Raw genomic sequence first — 15,342 nt, 5'->3', positions numbered from 1 at the left:
TTCAGAATATTTTTTGTTAATTAAGCGTTAATCATTTTACAAGTTCTAAAATATTAACTTCAAATATTAAATTGGATTTTGGTGGAATAGCACTATTTCCAGACTCGCCATAAGCTAAATGGTAAGGGATAAAAAGTGTGGCCTTGTCACCAACATGTAATTGTTGTAAACCTTCTTTAAAGCCGGCTATCATTTTTGCGTCTGGACTTAAACTAGCAACAATGGGTTTGTAGTTGTCTTCGGTTTTTCGTTTCTCATTAACAGCATGTAAAGCTTCTGCTGTTTCCAGGTTACTGGTTTCAATAAGCTTTCCATTTTCAAAATAGACAGCGTAGTCAACAAGCACTTTTGAAGTTTCAGACAGTTGTTCACCGGTTCCTTTTTTAGTGATATAATATTGCAAACCAGAAGGTAACAAAATAGCTTGCTCTTGTTGGACTTTGAATTTTTTTCTGGTGGATTCCAATAAGGCCTTTTCTTTGGCTTCTTTTATTTTTTCAAGCCGTTCAAGTTCTGCAAAGTGATTGATAAATATTTTATTGGCATCAAAGGCGTTGGCTTTAATGCCTTTTTGTATGATATTTAGCTGTTTTAAAACAACATCCTTGACAGGTCTTTGGTCACGTTTTGAAACCTTAACATTAGTAATGGAATCCAGTACATTTAAACCTAAAACCAACTTTCCAAAAACAGTATGTGTATTATCTAAATTGGGTTGAGCTGTTTCGGTTATATAAAATTGACTGCCGTTTGTATTGGGTCCAGAGTTAGCCATTCCTAAAATGCCAGGTTGATCGTGTTTTAAATCAGGATTAAACTCATCATCAAAACGATAGCCCGGATTGCCAGTTCCTGTTCCGGTTGGGTCACCACCTTGAATGATAAAACTATCAACTACGCGGTAAAAAATGGTGTTATTATAGAATTTTTTGCCTTTGTAAATACTGTCAACCAGAGTATTGGTGCCTTCTGCCAATGATACAAAATTGGCAACGGTGTATGGTGCTTTTTTATAGAATAATTGAGCTACCATAGTACCTTTTGAAGTCACAAACTCAGCATACATACCATCTTTTAGATTGGGGTATTTGTCTTTGCAGGAAATGAACAGCAATGCAAATCCTAAAACCAAAACCTTTATGATGTGTGTTGCAGCACGCATGGGTGTAACGAACTATTTGTCAGATATGGATTGAACGGTTACTTCACATATGAGCGGCATATTGGTACCTATTTTATGTTCATCACCATAGTAGCCATACGCTTTTTGTGAAGGGAACAAAAACGTGACGGTCTCTCCAGTTTTCATCAGTTTAAGACCTTCGCGCAAGCCAGTAAACAGTTGCTCTTTATCCATGGCATAGGTTTGCGTTTTGGTGTCTTCTTTGGAGTATACCAAACTGCCATTTAATGCTTTTACATTGTAATTAAAGGTCACAATGTCGCCAAATCCTGGTGTTTTTAAGGAATCACTTTCAACTTTATTGTTGTAATAATACCAAAAACCAGTTTGCGAAGCTATGTAATCTCTATTCTGGTCTTTTAGAAGTTTCTCAATGATTGCCTGTTCTTTGGCATTCAATTTTTTGTTTCGCTCAACAGAAGCGTCAATAAAGGAGCCTGTTTTTACTGAAACGGGCCTTCTGGCTTCTGGAGACTTGCAACTAGCCAATGTGAGTGTTGCAATAATGATTATAGCAAGTGTCTTATTCATTATTTAGGGCGTTTGAATAGTCTGGTAATATACTAATAAATTTTTTTATAGTCTCATTTAATGACAATTCACTCCTTCCGCCAGCCGCGTTGATGTGTCCGCCACCATTAAAATGAGCTCTGGACAAATCATTTACAGAAAAATTTCCTTTAGAGCGTAATGAGATTTTTATAATACCTTCTTGTTTGTCTTCTATAAAGATGGCTGCCAATACAATATTTTCCAATGAAAGCCCATAATTAACAACGCCTTCGGTATCACCTTTCTTAAAATTGTACTTATTGAGTTCTTTTTGTGACAGTGAAATGTATGCAGTTCTTAATTCTGGAATGACTTTTAAATTGCTAAGTGCACAACCCAAAAGTTGCAGTCTATCATAAGAATTGTTGTCATACACATGATTGTGAATGTCAGCCACATTGGCTCCTTTTTCAATGAGATAGGCAATAATTCTATGGGTAGTGCTTGTTGTTGAAGCAAACCGGAATGAACCTGTGTCGGTCATGATGCCAACATACAAACAGGTAGCAATATTTGTGTCTATTTTGTCATTATCGCCCAACATATCAATAAAATGGTATATCATTTGGCAAGTGGAACTCATACTGACATCTGAAAATACATAGGTAGCATAATCATCGGGCTCTTGGTGATGATCAATTAAAATCTTGACAGCGTCGCTTTGCTCTAAAACCGGTTCCATATTACCAGTTCGGTGCAGGGCATTAAAATCAAGTGTAAAAATGATGTCCGCTTTTTTGATTAAAGCATCACAATCATCCGCTTGGGAATCATATTTTAAAATAGTGCTTTCACCAGGAATCCACTTTAAAAAACCAGGGTAGTCATTAGGTGCAATAACAGTTACGTTGTGATTGTATTTTAAAAGATAATGGTATAAACCTAAGGTAGAGCCAATAGCATCTCCGTCAGGATTTTTATGTGGAACAATTACAATGCGTTTAGGGGTTGCCAATAATTGCTTGATATTTTTTATGTCCTGTTGTGTCATAGAAAGCGAATATACAATTTTTTTAAAATTGGATTGCCTTGTTTTTAATAAGAAATACGTTACTTTTGCACCGAAAATTAAAATTACAAAATGGCAACAAATAGAACATTTACAATGCTTAAGCCAGATGCTGTTGAGAAAGGACACATTGGTGCAATATTAGAAAAAATTTCAGCTTCAGGTTTTAAAATTGTAGCAATGAAATTAACACAAATGACCAAACATGATGCGCAAACGTTTTATGCTATCCATAGCGAACGTCCATTTTTTGGTGAGTTGGTAGAATACATGACTCGTGGTCCTATTGTGGCAGCTATTTTAGAAAAAGAGAATGCTGTTGATGATTTTAGAACGCTTATTGGTGCTACCAATCCGGCTGATGCAGCTGATGGAACCATCAGAAAATTATTTGCAAACTCCATTAGTGAAAATGCCATCCACGGGAGTGATAGTGATGAAAATGCAGCCATTGAAGGTGCTTTTCATTTTTCGGGAAGAGAAATATTTTAAATTAGGATTAATATATTTTTTAAAAGCCCTGCTACTTTATGTGGTGGGGCTTTTTGTTTTTAAAACCTTTAACCAACAAAAAAGCCTATCAAATTTTGATAGGCTTTAACTTGTAATTGTTAAAGTATATATTAGATTACTTTTACGTTTACTGCGTTCAATCCTTTTTTGCCTTCTTGTAAATCGAATTCTACTTCATCACCTTCACGAATCTCATCGATTAAACCAGAAATGTGTACAAAATGTTCTTTTTTGTTGCCATCTTCAATGATGAATCCAAACCCTTTAGAATCATTGAAGAATTTTACTGTACCTTTACTCATTGTATTAAATATTATAAAAATTAAGGCACAAATATACATTAATAATTAACACTTTGCATATAAATGGTCTTTTATTTTTTTTCGTAATTATCGTAAAATCAGTTTTTTAATTATCTCCTTGCCCAATTCCTCGTTTAGCATTCTTATTATTTTTTCTTTTCCATAGCTTAGTTCTTCCCTTAAAACACTGGAGCTTAACTGTACATGTAGCGTGCTTCTTTCCAATGTCACAGCTGTGGTATAATTATTAACGCCATTGCCCATAAGTTTGACCCATGCATCGGCTACATTGACTTTGTTCAAGCCGGTTTCCAGCTTATTGATCTCAACAAATTCCTTAAGCGCATCGGCTATGCTTATGTGTTCATTGTTTCGTTTGGCCATTAGTTTATATTTATGGGTTTATAAGGTTTGTATACATATATGTTTTTATTGGCGTTAATTATCTTTAATTGGTTTTCTGAGGCCAACAATATGGTTTCTTTCCAGTTTGAAAACTTTGTTTTGTAGTAGATGTTTAAACTATCTTGCTCAATTTTCATATTAAATTCTTCGGTGTCTTTTGAGTCTTCAAAGGTGCCATCTGGTAACGGTTTTAGTTTTTTCCTGAAACCTTTTAGGCTATCTGTAAGTTTAAAGTAATCTACTAAGGGATTGTATTTGTAATCATGTACGTCGCCTGAAGCTAAAATAACTTTTTCAATTTCCCAGTACCCATTTAAATGGGGTATAAATTTTTCCGGGTTTTCTTTACAACTATAAGTTATAAGGATAACTAAGAAAAGAAGTAAGCGTTTCATGGTCTTAAAGTTTAAAAATTTCATACGATTGATGGACGTGTTTAATGGCTTTTTCTGTGCGGTCTGCGTGGGTATCGCTAATAAATAGTTGTCCGAAATTTTCATTATCTACCAACTTAATAATTTGCGAAACCCGTTGCTCGTCTAATTTATCAAAAATATCATCCAATAACAAGATGGGATTGTCTCCGCTTTGTTTTTTTATAAAATCAAATTGAGCCAGTTTTAACGCAATTAAAAAAGACTTTTGCTGACCTTGGCTTCCAAATTTTTTGATGGGATAGTCCTCAATATTAAAATGCAAATCATCTTTATGAACGCCAACACTGGTGTATTGTAAGGATTTATCCTTGTTCAAGCAGTTCTTTAAAAGGGTGTTTAAATTATTTTCAAACAAATCACTTTGGTATACTAAATCCACAACTTCATTACCATTGCTAATAGCTTGGTAACGTGATTTAAAAATGGGAATAAACTCCTTTAGAAATGCTGCCCGTTTTTCAAATATTTTTGAACCGTAATCAGACAACTGGTTATTGTAAACATCCAACGTATCTGCGTTAAACGTATGGTTTAGTGCAAAATACTTTAACAAGGCGTTGCGTTGCGATACTATTTTGTTGTAGTTGATCAAATCGGACAGATAGACCTTATCGCTTTGGGAGATGACGCTGTCAATAAATTTGCGCCTGGTTTCACTGCCTTCAATAATTAAATCCCTATCGGCAGGTGATATAATAACCAATGGTAAAAAACCAATATGTTCACTGAATTTTTCATAGGCTTTGCCGTTTCTTTTGATGATTTTCTTCTGACCCCGTTTTAAGCTGACGATAATTTTTTCTGATGCATCATGTTTGATATAGTCGCCATTAATGACAAAAAAATCAGTATCGTGTTTGATATTTTGAGTGGCAACTGGATTAAAATAGCTTTTCCCAAAGGACAAATGGTAAATGGCATCCAACACGTTTGTTTTTCCAATGCCATTGTTCCCAACAATGCAATTGATTTTTTCATTAAAAACGAATGATTTGCTATCAAAATTTTTATAATTGAGTAATGAAAGTGATTTTAAAATCATATAAAAGATAACTTAGGGTCTTTTTATTGTATTTGAGTTGAAAGACCTTGCAAATTATTCAAAAATAACAAATAAATAACCTTTAATTTATGAAGAAAAATTATATTTTTGCGACGCATTAATATAAAAAATATGGCCACTTATAATAAAAGAGGATACAAACCAAAAAACAAAGAAGAAAAAGAGCACAATATTGAAACTGGGTCAACAACGGCCGAAGTTTTTAATACGCTTGACACGACTGCTACAAAAACCGAAGCCTTTGTAGAAAAAAACCAAAGGTATATTTTAATGGCTATTGGGGTGATTGCTGCTGTTGTTTTGGGATATTTGGGGTACAAAGAGTTTGTTGCTAAACCCAAACAAACCACTGCTATGAATGATATGTTCCAAGCCCAAAAATATTTTAATGAGGCTATCACGTCTACTAAAAAAGACTCGCTTTATAATCTAGCGTTAAATGGAGGAGAAGGTAAGTATGGAATGTTGGATATCATTTCAGAATACAAAGGTACACAAGCTGCTAATCTGGCAAATTATTATGCCGGAACAGCATATTTAAAATTGAAAGATTATAAAAATGCCATTCAATATTTAAGTAACTTTTCAAGTGATGATGAAGTATTGGCGCCTTTGGCAAAAGGAAATATAGGCGATGCCTTTGTGCAATTAAACCAATTGGATGACGCATTGGATTATTATGACCAAGCAGCAAACATGCGTGATAATGAGTACACAACACCTATGTACCTGTACAAAGCAGGAACCATTGCATTGGATTTAGGTAAAGCCGATAAAGCTTTGTCTTACTTTGAGACCATAAAAGAAAAATATCCAGATGCTTCAGAAACAGCAATGGTTGATGTATTAATAGGCAAAGCAAAGGTATTGGCAAATAAATATTAATATGGCTACGGCAAATCATAATTTATCAGTCTATGATAAAACAACAATCCCAAACGCGAATAAATTTCGGTTTGGGATTGTTGTTTCAGAATGGAACCCATCCATAACCGAAGGGTTATACCAAGGCGCTTACAATACCTTGATTGAACATGGAGCGCAACCTAACAACATTGTTCGTTGGAATGTTCCGGGCAGTTTTGAACTTATTTATGGTTGTAAAAAAATGCAAGAACAGCTGGTCAATGTAGTGATAGCCATAGGAAGCGTTATTCAAGGTGAAACCAAACATTTTGATTTTGTGTGCGAAGCTGTTGCTCAAGGTATCAAGGACCTTAATGTTGCTGAGGAAACCCCTGTAATATTTTGTGTGTTAACAGATAACACCATGCAGCAGGCCATAGACCGTTCTGGCGGAAAACATGGCAACAAAGGAACAGAAGCTGCCGTTGCTGCCATAAAAATGGCAGAACTTCGGAAAAATAGCTAGAAAAATAAGCTGCTTAATTAGTGCATCGTAGGTCAATCAGCGTTGGCTATTGTTAACAATTTTTGGCAATTCCTATTATTGTTTCTGTCTATTTTTAAGTATTTTTGGTAATTATACATTTGATGCATGTTGTTGAAGCCACGAAAGAATAAATCATTTAGTTATACGCCTAGATTTTCCAAAGACAATGATGCCAATACCAATCAAGATGAAACGTCCAAGATTGGTGATTTTAGTTCAAAATGGAGGGAAAGTAGAGGTTTAGGGGCAAAAAAACCAAAACGGGGACTGCCGTTATCGTTGTTGCTATTGGTTTTAGTAATTGTATTGATTTGTATGTATCTTTTAGATATCAAGTCTAAATAGAGATTATTATGGGGATTTTTAAAACACGAAAAAATAAAAGATTTAGTTATACGCCTCGTCATTTTGATGATAAAGGACAAGGCAATCCGTTTGAGATCAAGCATAAGTTTGACGACTATAGAAAGACCGTTGGTGGAAATACCGGATTAAAGACTAAAATCAACAATGCTTTAGATGATCTTAAAAACAACCCAGATAGAACCGCTAATAGACGCATCATTATTATAGTTTGTATTCTTATTTTGATATTTCTTTTCATCATTGATTTTGATTTGTCAATTTTCTTTTCAAAAAAATAAATGGCCGACATCATACAACTATTACCCGATCATGTAGCGAATCAAATTGCGGCTGGCGAGGTTGTTCAAAGGCCAGCATCGGTTGTTAAAGAACTACTTGAAAATGCCATTGATGCCGATGCCACCATAATTAAACTTATCATTAAAGATGCCGGTAAAACACTGGTTCAAGTAATTGATAACGGAAAAGGCATGAGCCCTACCGATGCACGATTGAGTTTTGAGCGCCATGCCACTTCAAAAATCAAAACCGCCGAGGATTTATTTGATTTACATACCAAAGGCTTTCGTGGGGAAGCTCTGGCAAGTATTGCGGCCATTGCCCATGTAGAACTCAAAACCAAACAAGCACAGGAAGACGTTGGGACTTGCATTATTATTGAAGGGAGCAATATCGTATCACAAGACGTGGTAGTTACCCCCAAAGGAACATCTATTTCAGTCAAAAACTTGTTTTTCAATATCCCTGCAAGGCGTAACTTTTTAAAGTCCAATGCCGTTGAGTTGCGTCATGTTATTGATGAATTTCATCGAGTGGCTTTGGCGCATCCCAATATCTCGTTTGTGATGTATAACAATGGCAGTGAAACATTTAATTTGCCTGTTAGCAATTACAGGCAACGCATTGTCAATATTTTTGGAAACAAAACCAATGAGAAATTGGTTCCAGTTACTGAAGAAACAGAGGTTCTGACTATTTCTGGGTTTGTGGGCAAACCAGAATTTGCTAAAAAAACAAGAGGCGAACAGTACTTTTTTGTGAATAATCGATTTATAAAAAGTGCCTATTTAAACCATGCGGTAACGTCTGCGTTTGACGGGCTTCTTAAGCAAGGTACACACGCCAGTTATTTTTTGAATTTAGAAGTTAATCCACAAACCATTGACATTAATATCCATCCTACCAAAACAGAGATAAAGTTTGATGATGAACATACGTTATACGCTTTATTGCGTTCGGCTGTGAAGCATAGTTTAGGGCAATTTAATATTGCGCCTGTTTTAGATTTTGAACGTGACCCAAATTTGGATACACCATATAATTACAGTCAAAAAGAGACCAATACGCCTGTCATAGAGGTCGATAGGTCATTTAATCCGTTTAAGGAATCGTACAGTTCAGGAAAGCAAACAACAGCTTTTAAAAAGCAAACCTTAAATAATTGGAACAGTTTGTATGTGGGATTGGAATCTAAAGGCACCAAAACGCAACAGGATTTCAGCGAAGTCCATTTTGAAAGTGAAGACAAAAGCACCTCGTTGTTTGATGATGAGCAAGAGCCTGTTCAAACTACGTATCAGCTTCATAACAAATACATTGTCAGTACCATTAAGTCTGGTATGTTGGTTATAGACCAGCACCGGGCGCATCAACGGATTTTGTACGAGGATTTTTTAGAAAACTTAACGGTAAAAGGGGCTTCAAGTCAACAGTTATTGTTTCCGCATCAACTCCATTTTTCACCACGGGAAATTGATATTATCAAGGAACTAAAAGAAGACCTGGAACATACAGGATTTATATTTTCAAACGTTACTAAAGAAGCGGTTGAAATTACCGGGGTACCAGTGAGTATACCAGAAAGTGAGGTAACAATCATACTGGAACAATTAATAAGCGATGTTGAGAATGAAGTGCCTGACAGTAATTTTAGCATCACGGATTTGTTGGCAAAGTCATTGGCAAAAAGCTTGGCCATTAAAACGGGGCAATCCCTTAAAAGTAGTGAGCAAGAACATTTAGTGAACAGTCTGTTTGCCTGTAAGGAACCTAATGTGTCGCCTACAAACCGAACCACATTTGTGACCATGAGCGTTGATGAATTGGACAAAAAATTTATTTGAATATGATGAGACTATCAGAAACCGTAAAGCATTTATTGATCATTAACGTGATTATGTTTATAGGCACCATGACCATTGGTAATGGCACCTTGTTTTATGATTTATTTGCTTTGCACTTTCCTAAAAATCCAGCGTTTGAGCCTTGGCAAATCATTACTCACATGTTTATGCATGGTGGGTTGATGCATATTTTGTTTAATATGTTTGCCCTTTGGATGTTTGGTGTGCCTGTTGAACAATACTTGGGTTGGAAAAAATTCTTGTTCATTTATCTGTCTGCTGGATTAGGAGCCGTAGCCTTACAGTTAGGCTATTATTACTTTCAGTTTTTACCATCTTATGAAAATTTAATCAGCTCTGGAATTACACCTAATGAAATAACACAGATGTTGACTAACAATGAAGTTATAAAAGGAGTTTCACAAGCCCAGTTTGCTGATCTTCAAACCATATTTCCGGTTTTTAATGCTAGTATGGTAGGTGCTTCAGGTTGTATCATGGGAATTTTGGTAGCCTTTGGCATGGTAAATCCTGAGGCCAGATTATTAATGATATTTTTACCCATTCCCATAAAGGCAAAATATTTTATTCCCGGAATTATTCTTTTGGATTTAATCTCTGGAATTACCGGACAATCATTTTTCAGTCCTAGCAACACAGCGTACATGGCGCATGTTGGTGGTGCCTTAACAGGATTTATCATTATGTGGTATTGGAAAAAAACACAGTTTAATAAAAACCGTTGGTATTAATGTCCTCTCTCAATCAAGATATAAAATATAAGTTAGCAAGACTGAATGTACTTGAAAAAATTATTGTAGTAAATGTTGTTATTTTTTTAATTGGACTACTACTTCAAATGCTACAAGGCGCATTTCACCAATCCAGTTTAAGTTGGTTGGAATTGCCAAGCGATTTTTCTGATTTTATAGTAAAGCCATGGACCATTATAACTTATGCCTTTGTGCATTATGCTTTTTTGCATATTCTGTTTAATATGCTATGGTTGTATGTTATTGGTCAGATGTTTTTGAATTTATTCAATCCAAAATTGGCACTAAACGTCTATTTTTTAGGAGCTATTTGCGGTGGATTTTTATTTATGGCGTGCTATAGTTTGTTTCCGCAAGTATTTATATATGGTAACCGATTGGTAGGCGCTTCAGCAGCCGTAAGGGCTTTATTGATTTTTTTATGTGCTTATTTGCCATCTCAAGAGATTCGGTTTTTCACCTTTAACTTAAAGCTTTGGTATCTTGGAGTTGCAATTGTCGTTCTGGATATGTTTGGTCTTTTTGGGAATAATGCTGGTGGTAATCTGGCTCATATTGGAGGAGCCGCATTGGGTTATGTTTATGCCATTCAATTAAAAAAAGGGAACGATATTGGTAAAAGTTTTGAGCGTTTTATGGATTGGGTGGTGAGCCTTTTCAAGTTTTCTAAAAAAACACCTTTAAAAACCGTTCATAAAAATAAATCAAAAGTAGGAGGTTATACTAAAAGTGATTTTAGTGAGTTTAATGACCAAAAGAAAATTGATGTTATTTTAGATAAAATCAGTAAAAGTGGCTATGATAGTTTAACGGCAGAAGAAAAGGAATATTTATTTAGATCTGGCAAGTAACGTGTATGAAAAAATTGCATCTTATTGATAAAATTGTATTTGTGTTTAATACAATTCTTGCTGCGGTTTTATTAGTGTCCTTTGTATTGCCTTATTTGCCACCCAAAACCTTCTCACAGCTTTCCGTTCTCAGTTTAAGCGTGCCATTTCTCATCGTTGTAAACGTGCTGTTCTTTTTATATTGGTTACTTAAAGTAAAAAGGCAGTTGGTTCTTTCGCTTCTTATATTGATTATTGGTTATGTTTTTTATGGGTCGCTATACAAGTTTTCGTCTTCAGAAGACAGTGATATCAATACAGATGATGCGTTTAAAGTGATGAATTATAATGTGCGATTATTTAACTTGTACAAATGGATTCCACAACAGGATGTTGATGTCAAAATTGTTGATTTTATAAAAGAACAAGCGCCCGATATTTTAAGTATTCAAGAATATCATCCAGACTCCCGAATCGATTTATCATTTTTTAAATATCGATATGACAAACTTTCCGGTAAGCACACCAAGCACGGACAAGTCATTCTATCTCAATTTCCCATTGTAAATTCTGGTTCTGTTGAATTTCCTAATACAGCTAATAATGCCATTTATGCCGATGTGGTTAAGGGTAACGATACTATTCGGGTTTACAACATTCATTTGGAATCTTTAAGGATTGATACAGATGTGGACAAACTTAAGGAAGAAGGTTCAGAACGCTTGTTTAAAGTAGCAGGGTCTACTTTTAAAATGCAACAATTTCAAACAGAATTGTTCTTACTTCACAAAAGGCAATGCCATTATAAAATGATTATCTGTGGTGATTTTAACAACACAGCATTCTCGTATGTGTACAGAAAAATTAAAGGAGACTTAAATGATACGTTTAAAGAGGCCGGTAACGGATTTGGCAGAACCTATGATTTCAGGTTTTTCCCAGTTAGAATTGATTTTATTTTTGCTGATGAGGCTTTTGCGGTAAACAAATTTAAAACCTTTGATGACCATTTCTCCGACCATTATCCTATCATGACCACGTTAAGCTTAAAGCAATAGATAGCGGTTTACATAAAGGAACAATCCACAATATCTGAAATAATGTGGATAACGAGGCCCAAAGCTATCAAGCGGGTTTTCTTTGGGAACAATAATAAAACATAAACACCAATGGCCCAATAGGAGTGAAGCGGATGAAAATTAATGCTGCATCTGTTAGGGTCAAACATGGGGTTAGCTAGCAGATGATCAATATCTATTAAAATACCTGCAAGCATAATTAAAAAGGCTTTAACCCAAATTTTTCTATATGCCAATAGGGCAACCAAAAGCGGAAGTAACAAGTGGCAACCATAATGAGCAATGGGTTGAAGCATCACGGTGTTTTTAAGGTTTGAGATTTTAAATAATTGAGCGTATTTGGGCCTTCATTAAACAACAGGTCTAAAATACTCAGGTTATTTATAAAACCGTATTTGTTTGAAAACACTTGGGTATAGGGTTCAAATTGGGGTTCTTCCATTTTGGCGTTTACCAGATATCTGAAATCCGTTTTGTCTTCAATTTGTTGTTGATAGGTCTTTGTTTTTGTTGTATTGAGATCTAACTGAAGGCAATCACAAACCACTTCAAAACATTTTAAATTATAGTCTAAAATAAAGTTGGCTTGCAATTTAAACAAGGGTTCTAGTTCGTCTTTGTAAAATTCAAAAAAAGGCGAGGTACTGTAAGCTGAAAGCAAGGATTTCCAATGCAAACTTTGCCAATTCGTATCATGTGATATTTTTACATCACGATATTTCTGACGGTTTTTTTGCGAATGAATCACAGGAATATTTAAAAGCAATTTTCCGTTGGCAGCATAGATATAAGCTCGGCTTCTGTACGTTTGCTTTAAAAAATTATCATCCATCTCAAACGTTACTTCCTCAGCATTTACCAAAGCTACAAAATGCGCAATGTTAGGAAAGTATGTAGGATGCAATATAATGTTCATTTGTTGATGCGTTTATTTGTTGTCATGTTATAAGTGACTGAACACCTTAACAAACCCACAAATAACAAATTAACTGTTAGCTTTCTTGCGTTTTCGCCATTTATTAAAGCCCATCCATCCAAATAAAACCACTAAAAATGGAATAAAATACGATACGGGTTGTCCGCTACCACCAACAGTAGTAAACAATCGGTTCCAACGGATTTTATCCAAACCTTTGGCATTGCTGTCCCAACTCATCCAGATAAAAACGGGTTTTCCAACAACATGGTCAAACGGTACAAATCCCCAAACTCTGGCATCTTGTGAATTGTGACGGTTGTCACCCATCATCCAATAGTAATCTTGTTTAAAGGTATAAGTAGACGCAACCTTGCCGTTGATAAAAATTTGATTGCCTTTAACGTCTAAGGTATTGCCTTCATAAGCGGTGATGACACGTTTGTAAAGCGGCAATACATTTAAGTTGATGTCAATGGTCTTACCTGCTTGCGGAATATAAAGTGGGCCAAAGAAATCATTGTTCCAATTATAATCGGGACTGTTTGGGAAAATACCTGGATCCCTTCTTCCTTTAATGTCTCTTCTAGGTGTAAGACTTGCTATATTGGGATGGTTTTTGGCTCTATTTGCAGCTTCTTCTGTTGCTTGAACAACATACGTTTTAGATTCAGGGTCATAACCTAATTCATCTGTGATATCATATCTTTTTAAAATTCTGGATACTTGCTCATTTGATGTTATTTGACCTTTAAATTCAATATCATATGAGAATTGAAGTCTAGCCCTATCAGGCAGTACATTTTGTTTTCCATTGATGTAAACAAATCCATTCCTGACTTCAAGGGAATCTCCCGGAAGACCCACACAGCGTTTTACATAGTTGGTTTTTTTGTCAATGGGTTTATAGTAAAATTTATCGGTATGTCGCATGTCCAGCATGGTATCAACAGGCCAGTTAAACACCACGATGTCGTTGTGCTTTATTTTTTGAAAACCAGGAATTCTCATGTAAGGCAGTTCATATTTTGCCAAATAGGATTTTGTTTTCAAGATAGGAATGGTGTCATGAACCATCGGTGCGGCAATGGTTGTCATAGGCACTCTGGCACCATAATGGAACTTACTCACAAACAGAAAATCACCAACCAACAACGTTTTTTCCAAGGAGGATGTCGGTATGGTAAATGGTTGAATAAAATAGGTGTGCACAATGGTTGCCGCCACTATGGCGAATAAAATGGAACTTACCCAATCGCCTAAACCTGTTCTGGGGTGTAAGCTTCTGTCCTTAACATGCTCAACATCTGCTGCATAATTTAAATAATAATTATAAAATCCTAAGGTTACAACAGCTAAAAGGGTATCAAGGTTTGAGTGTTTTCCAAAGCTTCTGGCGGTTTCAACCCAAACAACGGCAAACATGATGAGGTTTACAATTGGCAGGAATAATAAAATAGTCCACCACCAAGGTCTGTTAATTATTTTCATTAAAACAACTGCGTTGTAAACCGGTATGAAAGCTTCCCAAGCTTGTCTTCCTGCTTTAATGTATAGTTTCCAAGTGCCTAAACCATGAATTCCTTGAATAACCAGGAAGAATATAAACCATTGCATGAGTGTCATAATCTTATTTTTTTATTGTTTTGTTAGTGGTTTCCTTTTTTAAAATGTTACTGTATTTAAGAGTATTAACCAATATTTAACACATCATTCATGGTAAACACACCTGTTTTTTCAACTAGCCATTCTGCCGCAATAACAGCACCAAGTGCAAATCCTTGTCTGTTATAGGCATGATGCTCAATGGTAATCTTATCTACTTCACTTTCGTACGTTATGGTGTGAGTGCCAGGAACATCTTCAATACGTTTTGCTGTAATAGGAATGGTGTGCTCTCTGCTTTCGTCAAGTTTCCAATGCTCATAATTTGAATGTTCGGCAATGATACCATTTGCCAACGTAATGGCAGTTCCGCTAGGAGCATCCAGTTTTTGGGTATGATGGATTTCCTCCATGCTTACTTGATATTGTTTAAGATTGCTCATCATTCTTGCCAGTGTTTTATTGAGCTCGAAAAAAATGTTGACACCTAAACTGAAATTTGAGGCATAAATAAAAGCACCTTGTTTTTCTTTGCATAAAGCAAGAGCCTTATCGTAATCCTGTAACCAGCCGGTAGTGCCAGAAACAACCGGAACGCCATTGTTAAAGCAATTGCAAATATTGTTAAATGCCACAGACGGAATGCTGAAATCTATAGCGACATCGGCTTTTGTAATATCATAATCATGGTCGTCTTTATCAACGGTAAGCACAATATTGTGGCCGCGTTGTTGTGCTATTTTTTCAATGGTTTTACCCATTTTTCCGTAACCTAGTAATGCAATATTCATTT

20 protein-coding genes are annotated in these 15,342 nt (G+C 35.5%); 9 read left to right on the top strand and 11 right to left on the bottom strand.

Features of this window, described 5'->3' with window-relative positions; genetic code table 11:
- Window positions 1-31 precede the first annotated feature (31 nt).
- Genes IEW94_RS14940 through IEW94_RS14930 form a run of 3 tightly spaced genes read right to left on the bottom strand, consistent with a single transcriptional unit; the run spans window position 32 to window position 2,726 of the window.
- Complete coding sequence (locus tag IEW94_RS14940) at window positions 32-1,162, bottom strand: peptidylprolyl isomerase (protein WP_188654530.1); 1,131 nt, start codon at window positions 1,160-1,162, stop codon at window positions 32-34.
- 12 nt (window positions 1,163-1,174) lie between these two features.
- Window positions 1,175-1,714 carry a gliding motility-associated peptidyl-prolyl isomerase GldI gene (gldI, locus tag IEW94_RS14935; protein ID WP_188654528.1) on the bottom strand — a complete coding sequence of 180 codons (540 nt, stop codon included), beginning with the start codon at window positions 1,712-1,714 and terminating at the stop codon, window positions 1,175-1,177.
- Window positions 1,707-2,726 (bottom strand): DHH family phosphoesterase, encoded by a 1,020-nt coding sequence (locus tag IEW94_RS14930; protein ID WP_188654527.1) that lies wholly within the window; start codon window positions 2,724-2,726, stop codon window positions 1,707-1,709. Before IEW94_RS14930 ends, gldI begins: the two co-directional genes overlap by 8 nt.
- A gap of 90 nt (window positions 2,727-2,816) precedes the next feature.
- Here IEW94_RS14930 and IEW94_RS14925 point away from each other — a divergent pair, with 90 nt between their 5' ends.
- Window positions 2,817-3,236, top strand: coding sequence for a nucleoside-diphosphate kinase (locus IEW94_RS14925; RefSeq protein WP_188654525.1), 420 nt, complete (start codon window positions 2,817-2,819; stop codon window positions 3,234-3,236).
- Window positions 3,237-3,367: 131 nt separating this feature from the next.
- On the opposite strand, the gene IEW94_RS14920 is transcribed toward IEW94_RS14925, so the two are convergent.
- The 4 genes from IEW94_RS14920 to recF all read right to left on the bottom strand — a co-directional run bounded on the left by IEW94_RS14920 (window position 3,368) and on the right by recF (window position 5,443).
- Window positions 3,368-3,559 (bottom strand): cold-shock protein, encoded by a 192-nt coding sequence (locus tag IEW94_RS14920; RefSeq protein WP_188654522.1) that lies wholly within the window; start codon window positions 3,557-3,559, stop codon window positions 3,368-3,370.
- A gap of 87 nt (window positions 3,560-3,646) precedes the next feature.
- Entirely contained in the window at window positions 3,647-3,943 is a 297-nt protein-coding gene (locus tag IEW94_RS14915; RefSeq protein WP_188654520.1) for a DciA family protein, read from the bottom strand.
- Window positions 3,943-4,359 carry a lipocalin family protein gene (locus tag IEW94_RS14910; protein ID WP_188654518.1) on the bottom strand — a complete coding sequence of 139 codons (417 nt, stop codon included), beginning with the start codon at window positions 4,357-4,359 and terminating at the stop codon, window positions 3,943-3,945. The genes IEW94_RS14915 and IEW94_RS14910 overlap by 1 nt, the downstream gene beginning before the upstream one ends.
- A gap of 4 nt (window positions 4,360-4,363) precedes the next feature.
- Window positions 4,364-5,443 carry a DNA replication/repair protein RecF gene (recF, locus tag IEW94_RS14905; RefSeq protein ID WP_188654516.1) on the bottom strand — a complete coding sequence of 360 codons (1,080 nt, stop codon included), beginning with the start codon at window positions 5,441-5,443 and terminating at the stop codon, window positions 4,364-4,366.
- A gap of 132 nt (window positions 5,444-5,575) precedes the next feature.
- Here recF and IEW94_RS14900 point away from each other — a divergent pair, with 132 nt between their 5' ends.
- The 8 genes from IEW94_RS14900 to IEW94_RS14865 all read left to right on the top strand — a co-directional run bounded on the left by IEW94_RS14900 (window position 5,576) and on the right by IEW94_RS14865 (window position 12,007).
- Window positions 5,576-6,349 carry a YfgM family protein gene (locus tag IEW94_RS14900; RefSeq protein ID WP_188654514.1) on the top strand — a complete coding sequence of 258 codons (774 nt, stop codon included), beginning with the start codon at window positions 5,576-5,578 and terminating at the stop codon, window positions 6,347-6,349.
- A gap of 1 nt (window position 6,350) precedes the next feature.
- Complete coding sequence (gene ribH / locus IEW94_RS14895; protein ID WP_188654512.1) at window positions 6,351-6,836, top strand: 6,7-dimethyl-8-ribityllumazine synthase; 486 nt, start codon at window positions 6,351-6,353, stop codon at window positions 6,834-6,836.
- Between the two features lie 126 nt (window positions 6,837-6,962).
- Entirely contained in the window at window positions 6,963-7,202 is a 240-nt protein-coding gene (locus IEW94_RS14890; protein WP_188654510.1) for a hypothetical protein, read from the top strand.
- An 8-nt stretch (window positions 7,203-7,210) separates the two neighbouring features.
- Window positions 7,211-7,501, top strand: coding sequence for a riboflavin synthase subunit beta (locus IEW94_RS14885; protein ID WP_188654509.1), 291 nt, complete (start codon window positions 7,211-7,213; stop codon window positions 7,499-7,501).
- The gene (gene mutL / locus IEW94_RS14880; RefSeq protein ID WP_188654507.1) at window positions 7,502-9,346 is read left to right on the top strand and encodes a DNA mismatch repair endonuclease MutL; all 1,845 of its coding nucleotides are present in this window, start codon (window positions 7,502-7,504) and stop codon (window positions 9,344-9,346) included.
- A 2-nt stretch (window positions 9,347-9,348) separates the two neighbouring features.
- Window positions 9,349-10,098: a rhomboid family intramembrane serine protease gene (locus tag IEW94_RS14875; RefSeq protein ID WP_188654505.1), complete on the top strand. Its 750-nt coding sequence runs from the start codon at window positions 9,349-9,351 to the stop codon at window positions 10,096-10,098.
- The gene (locus IEW94_RS14870; RefSeq protein WP_188654503.1) at window positions 10,098-10,970 is read left to right on the top strand and encodes a rhomboid family protein; all 873 of its coding nucleotides are present in this window, start codon (window positions 10,098-10,100) and stop codon (window positions 10,968-10,970) included. The genes IEW94_RS14875 and IEW94_RS14870 overlap by 1 nt, the downstream gene beginning before the upstream one ends.
- Window positions 10,971-10,975: 5 nt before the next feature.
- Entirely contained in the window at window positions 10,976-12,007 is a 1,032-nt protein-coding gene (locus IEW94_RS14865) for an endonuclease/exonuclease/phosphatase family protein (RefSeq protein WP_188654501.1), read from the top strand.
- Window positions 12,008-12,015: 8 nt separating this feature from the next.
- Here the strand turns inward: IEW94_RS14865 and IEW94_RS14860 are convergent, their stop codons facing one another.
- From IEW94_RS14860 to dapB, 4 genes are all read right to left on the bottom strand, one after another.
- Window positions 12,016-12,324, bottom strand: coding sequence for a DUF6122 family protein (locus IEW94_RS14860; RefSeq protein ID WP_188654499.1), 309 nt, complete (start codon window positions 12,322-12,324; stop codon window positions 12,016-12,018).
- Window positions 12,324-12,944 carry a WbqC family protein gene (locus IEW94_RS14855; RefSeq protein ID WP_188654496.1) on the bottom strand — a complete coding sequence of 207 codons (621 nt, stop codon included), beginning with the start codon at window positions 12,942-12,944 and terminating at the stop codon, window positions 12,324-12,326. The genes IEW94_RS14860 and IEW94_RS14855 overlap by 1 nt, the downstream gene beginning before the upstream one ends.
- 69 nt (window positions 12,945-13,013) lie before the next feature.
- Window positions 13,014-14,570 (bottom strand): signal peptidase I, encoded by a 1,557-nt coding sequence (lepB, locus tag IEW94_RS14850; RefSeq protein ID WP_188654494.1) that lies wholly within the window; start codon window positions 14,568-14,570, stop codon window positions 13,014-13,016.
- A 65-nt stretch (window positions 14,571-14,635) separates the two neighbouring features.
- Complete coding sequence (gene dapB, locus IEW94_RS14845; protein WP_188654492.1) at window positions 14,636-15,340, bottom strand: 4-hydroxy-tetrahydrodipicolinate reductase; 705 nt, start codon at window positions 15,338-15,340, stop codon at window positions 14,636-14,638.
- Window positions 15,341-15,342 lie beyond the last annotated feature (2 nt).

Origin of the sequence: Yeosuana aromativorans, assembly GCF_014646655.1 — a bacterium.
Lineage (GTDB): Bacteria > Bacteroidota > Bacteroidia > Flavobacteriales > Flavobacteriaceae > Yeosuana > Yeosuana aromativorans.
The sequence above is the reverse complement of the archived record's forward strand: the minus strand, read 5'-3'. Positions and strand labels throughout refer to the sequence as shown.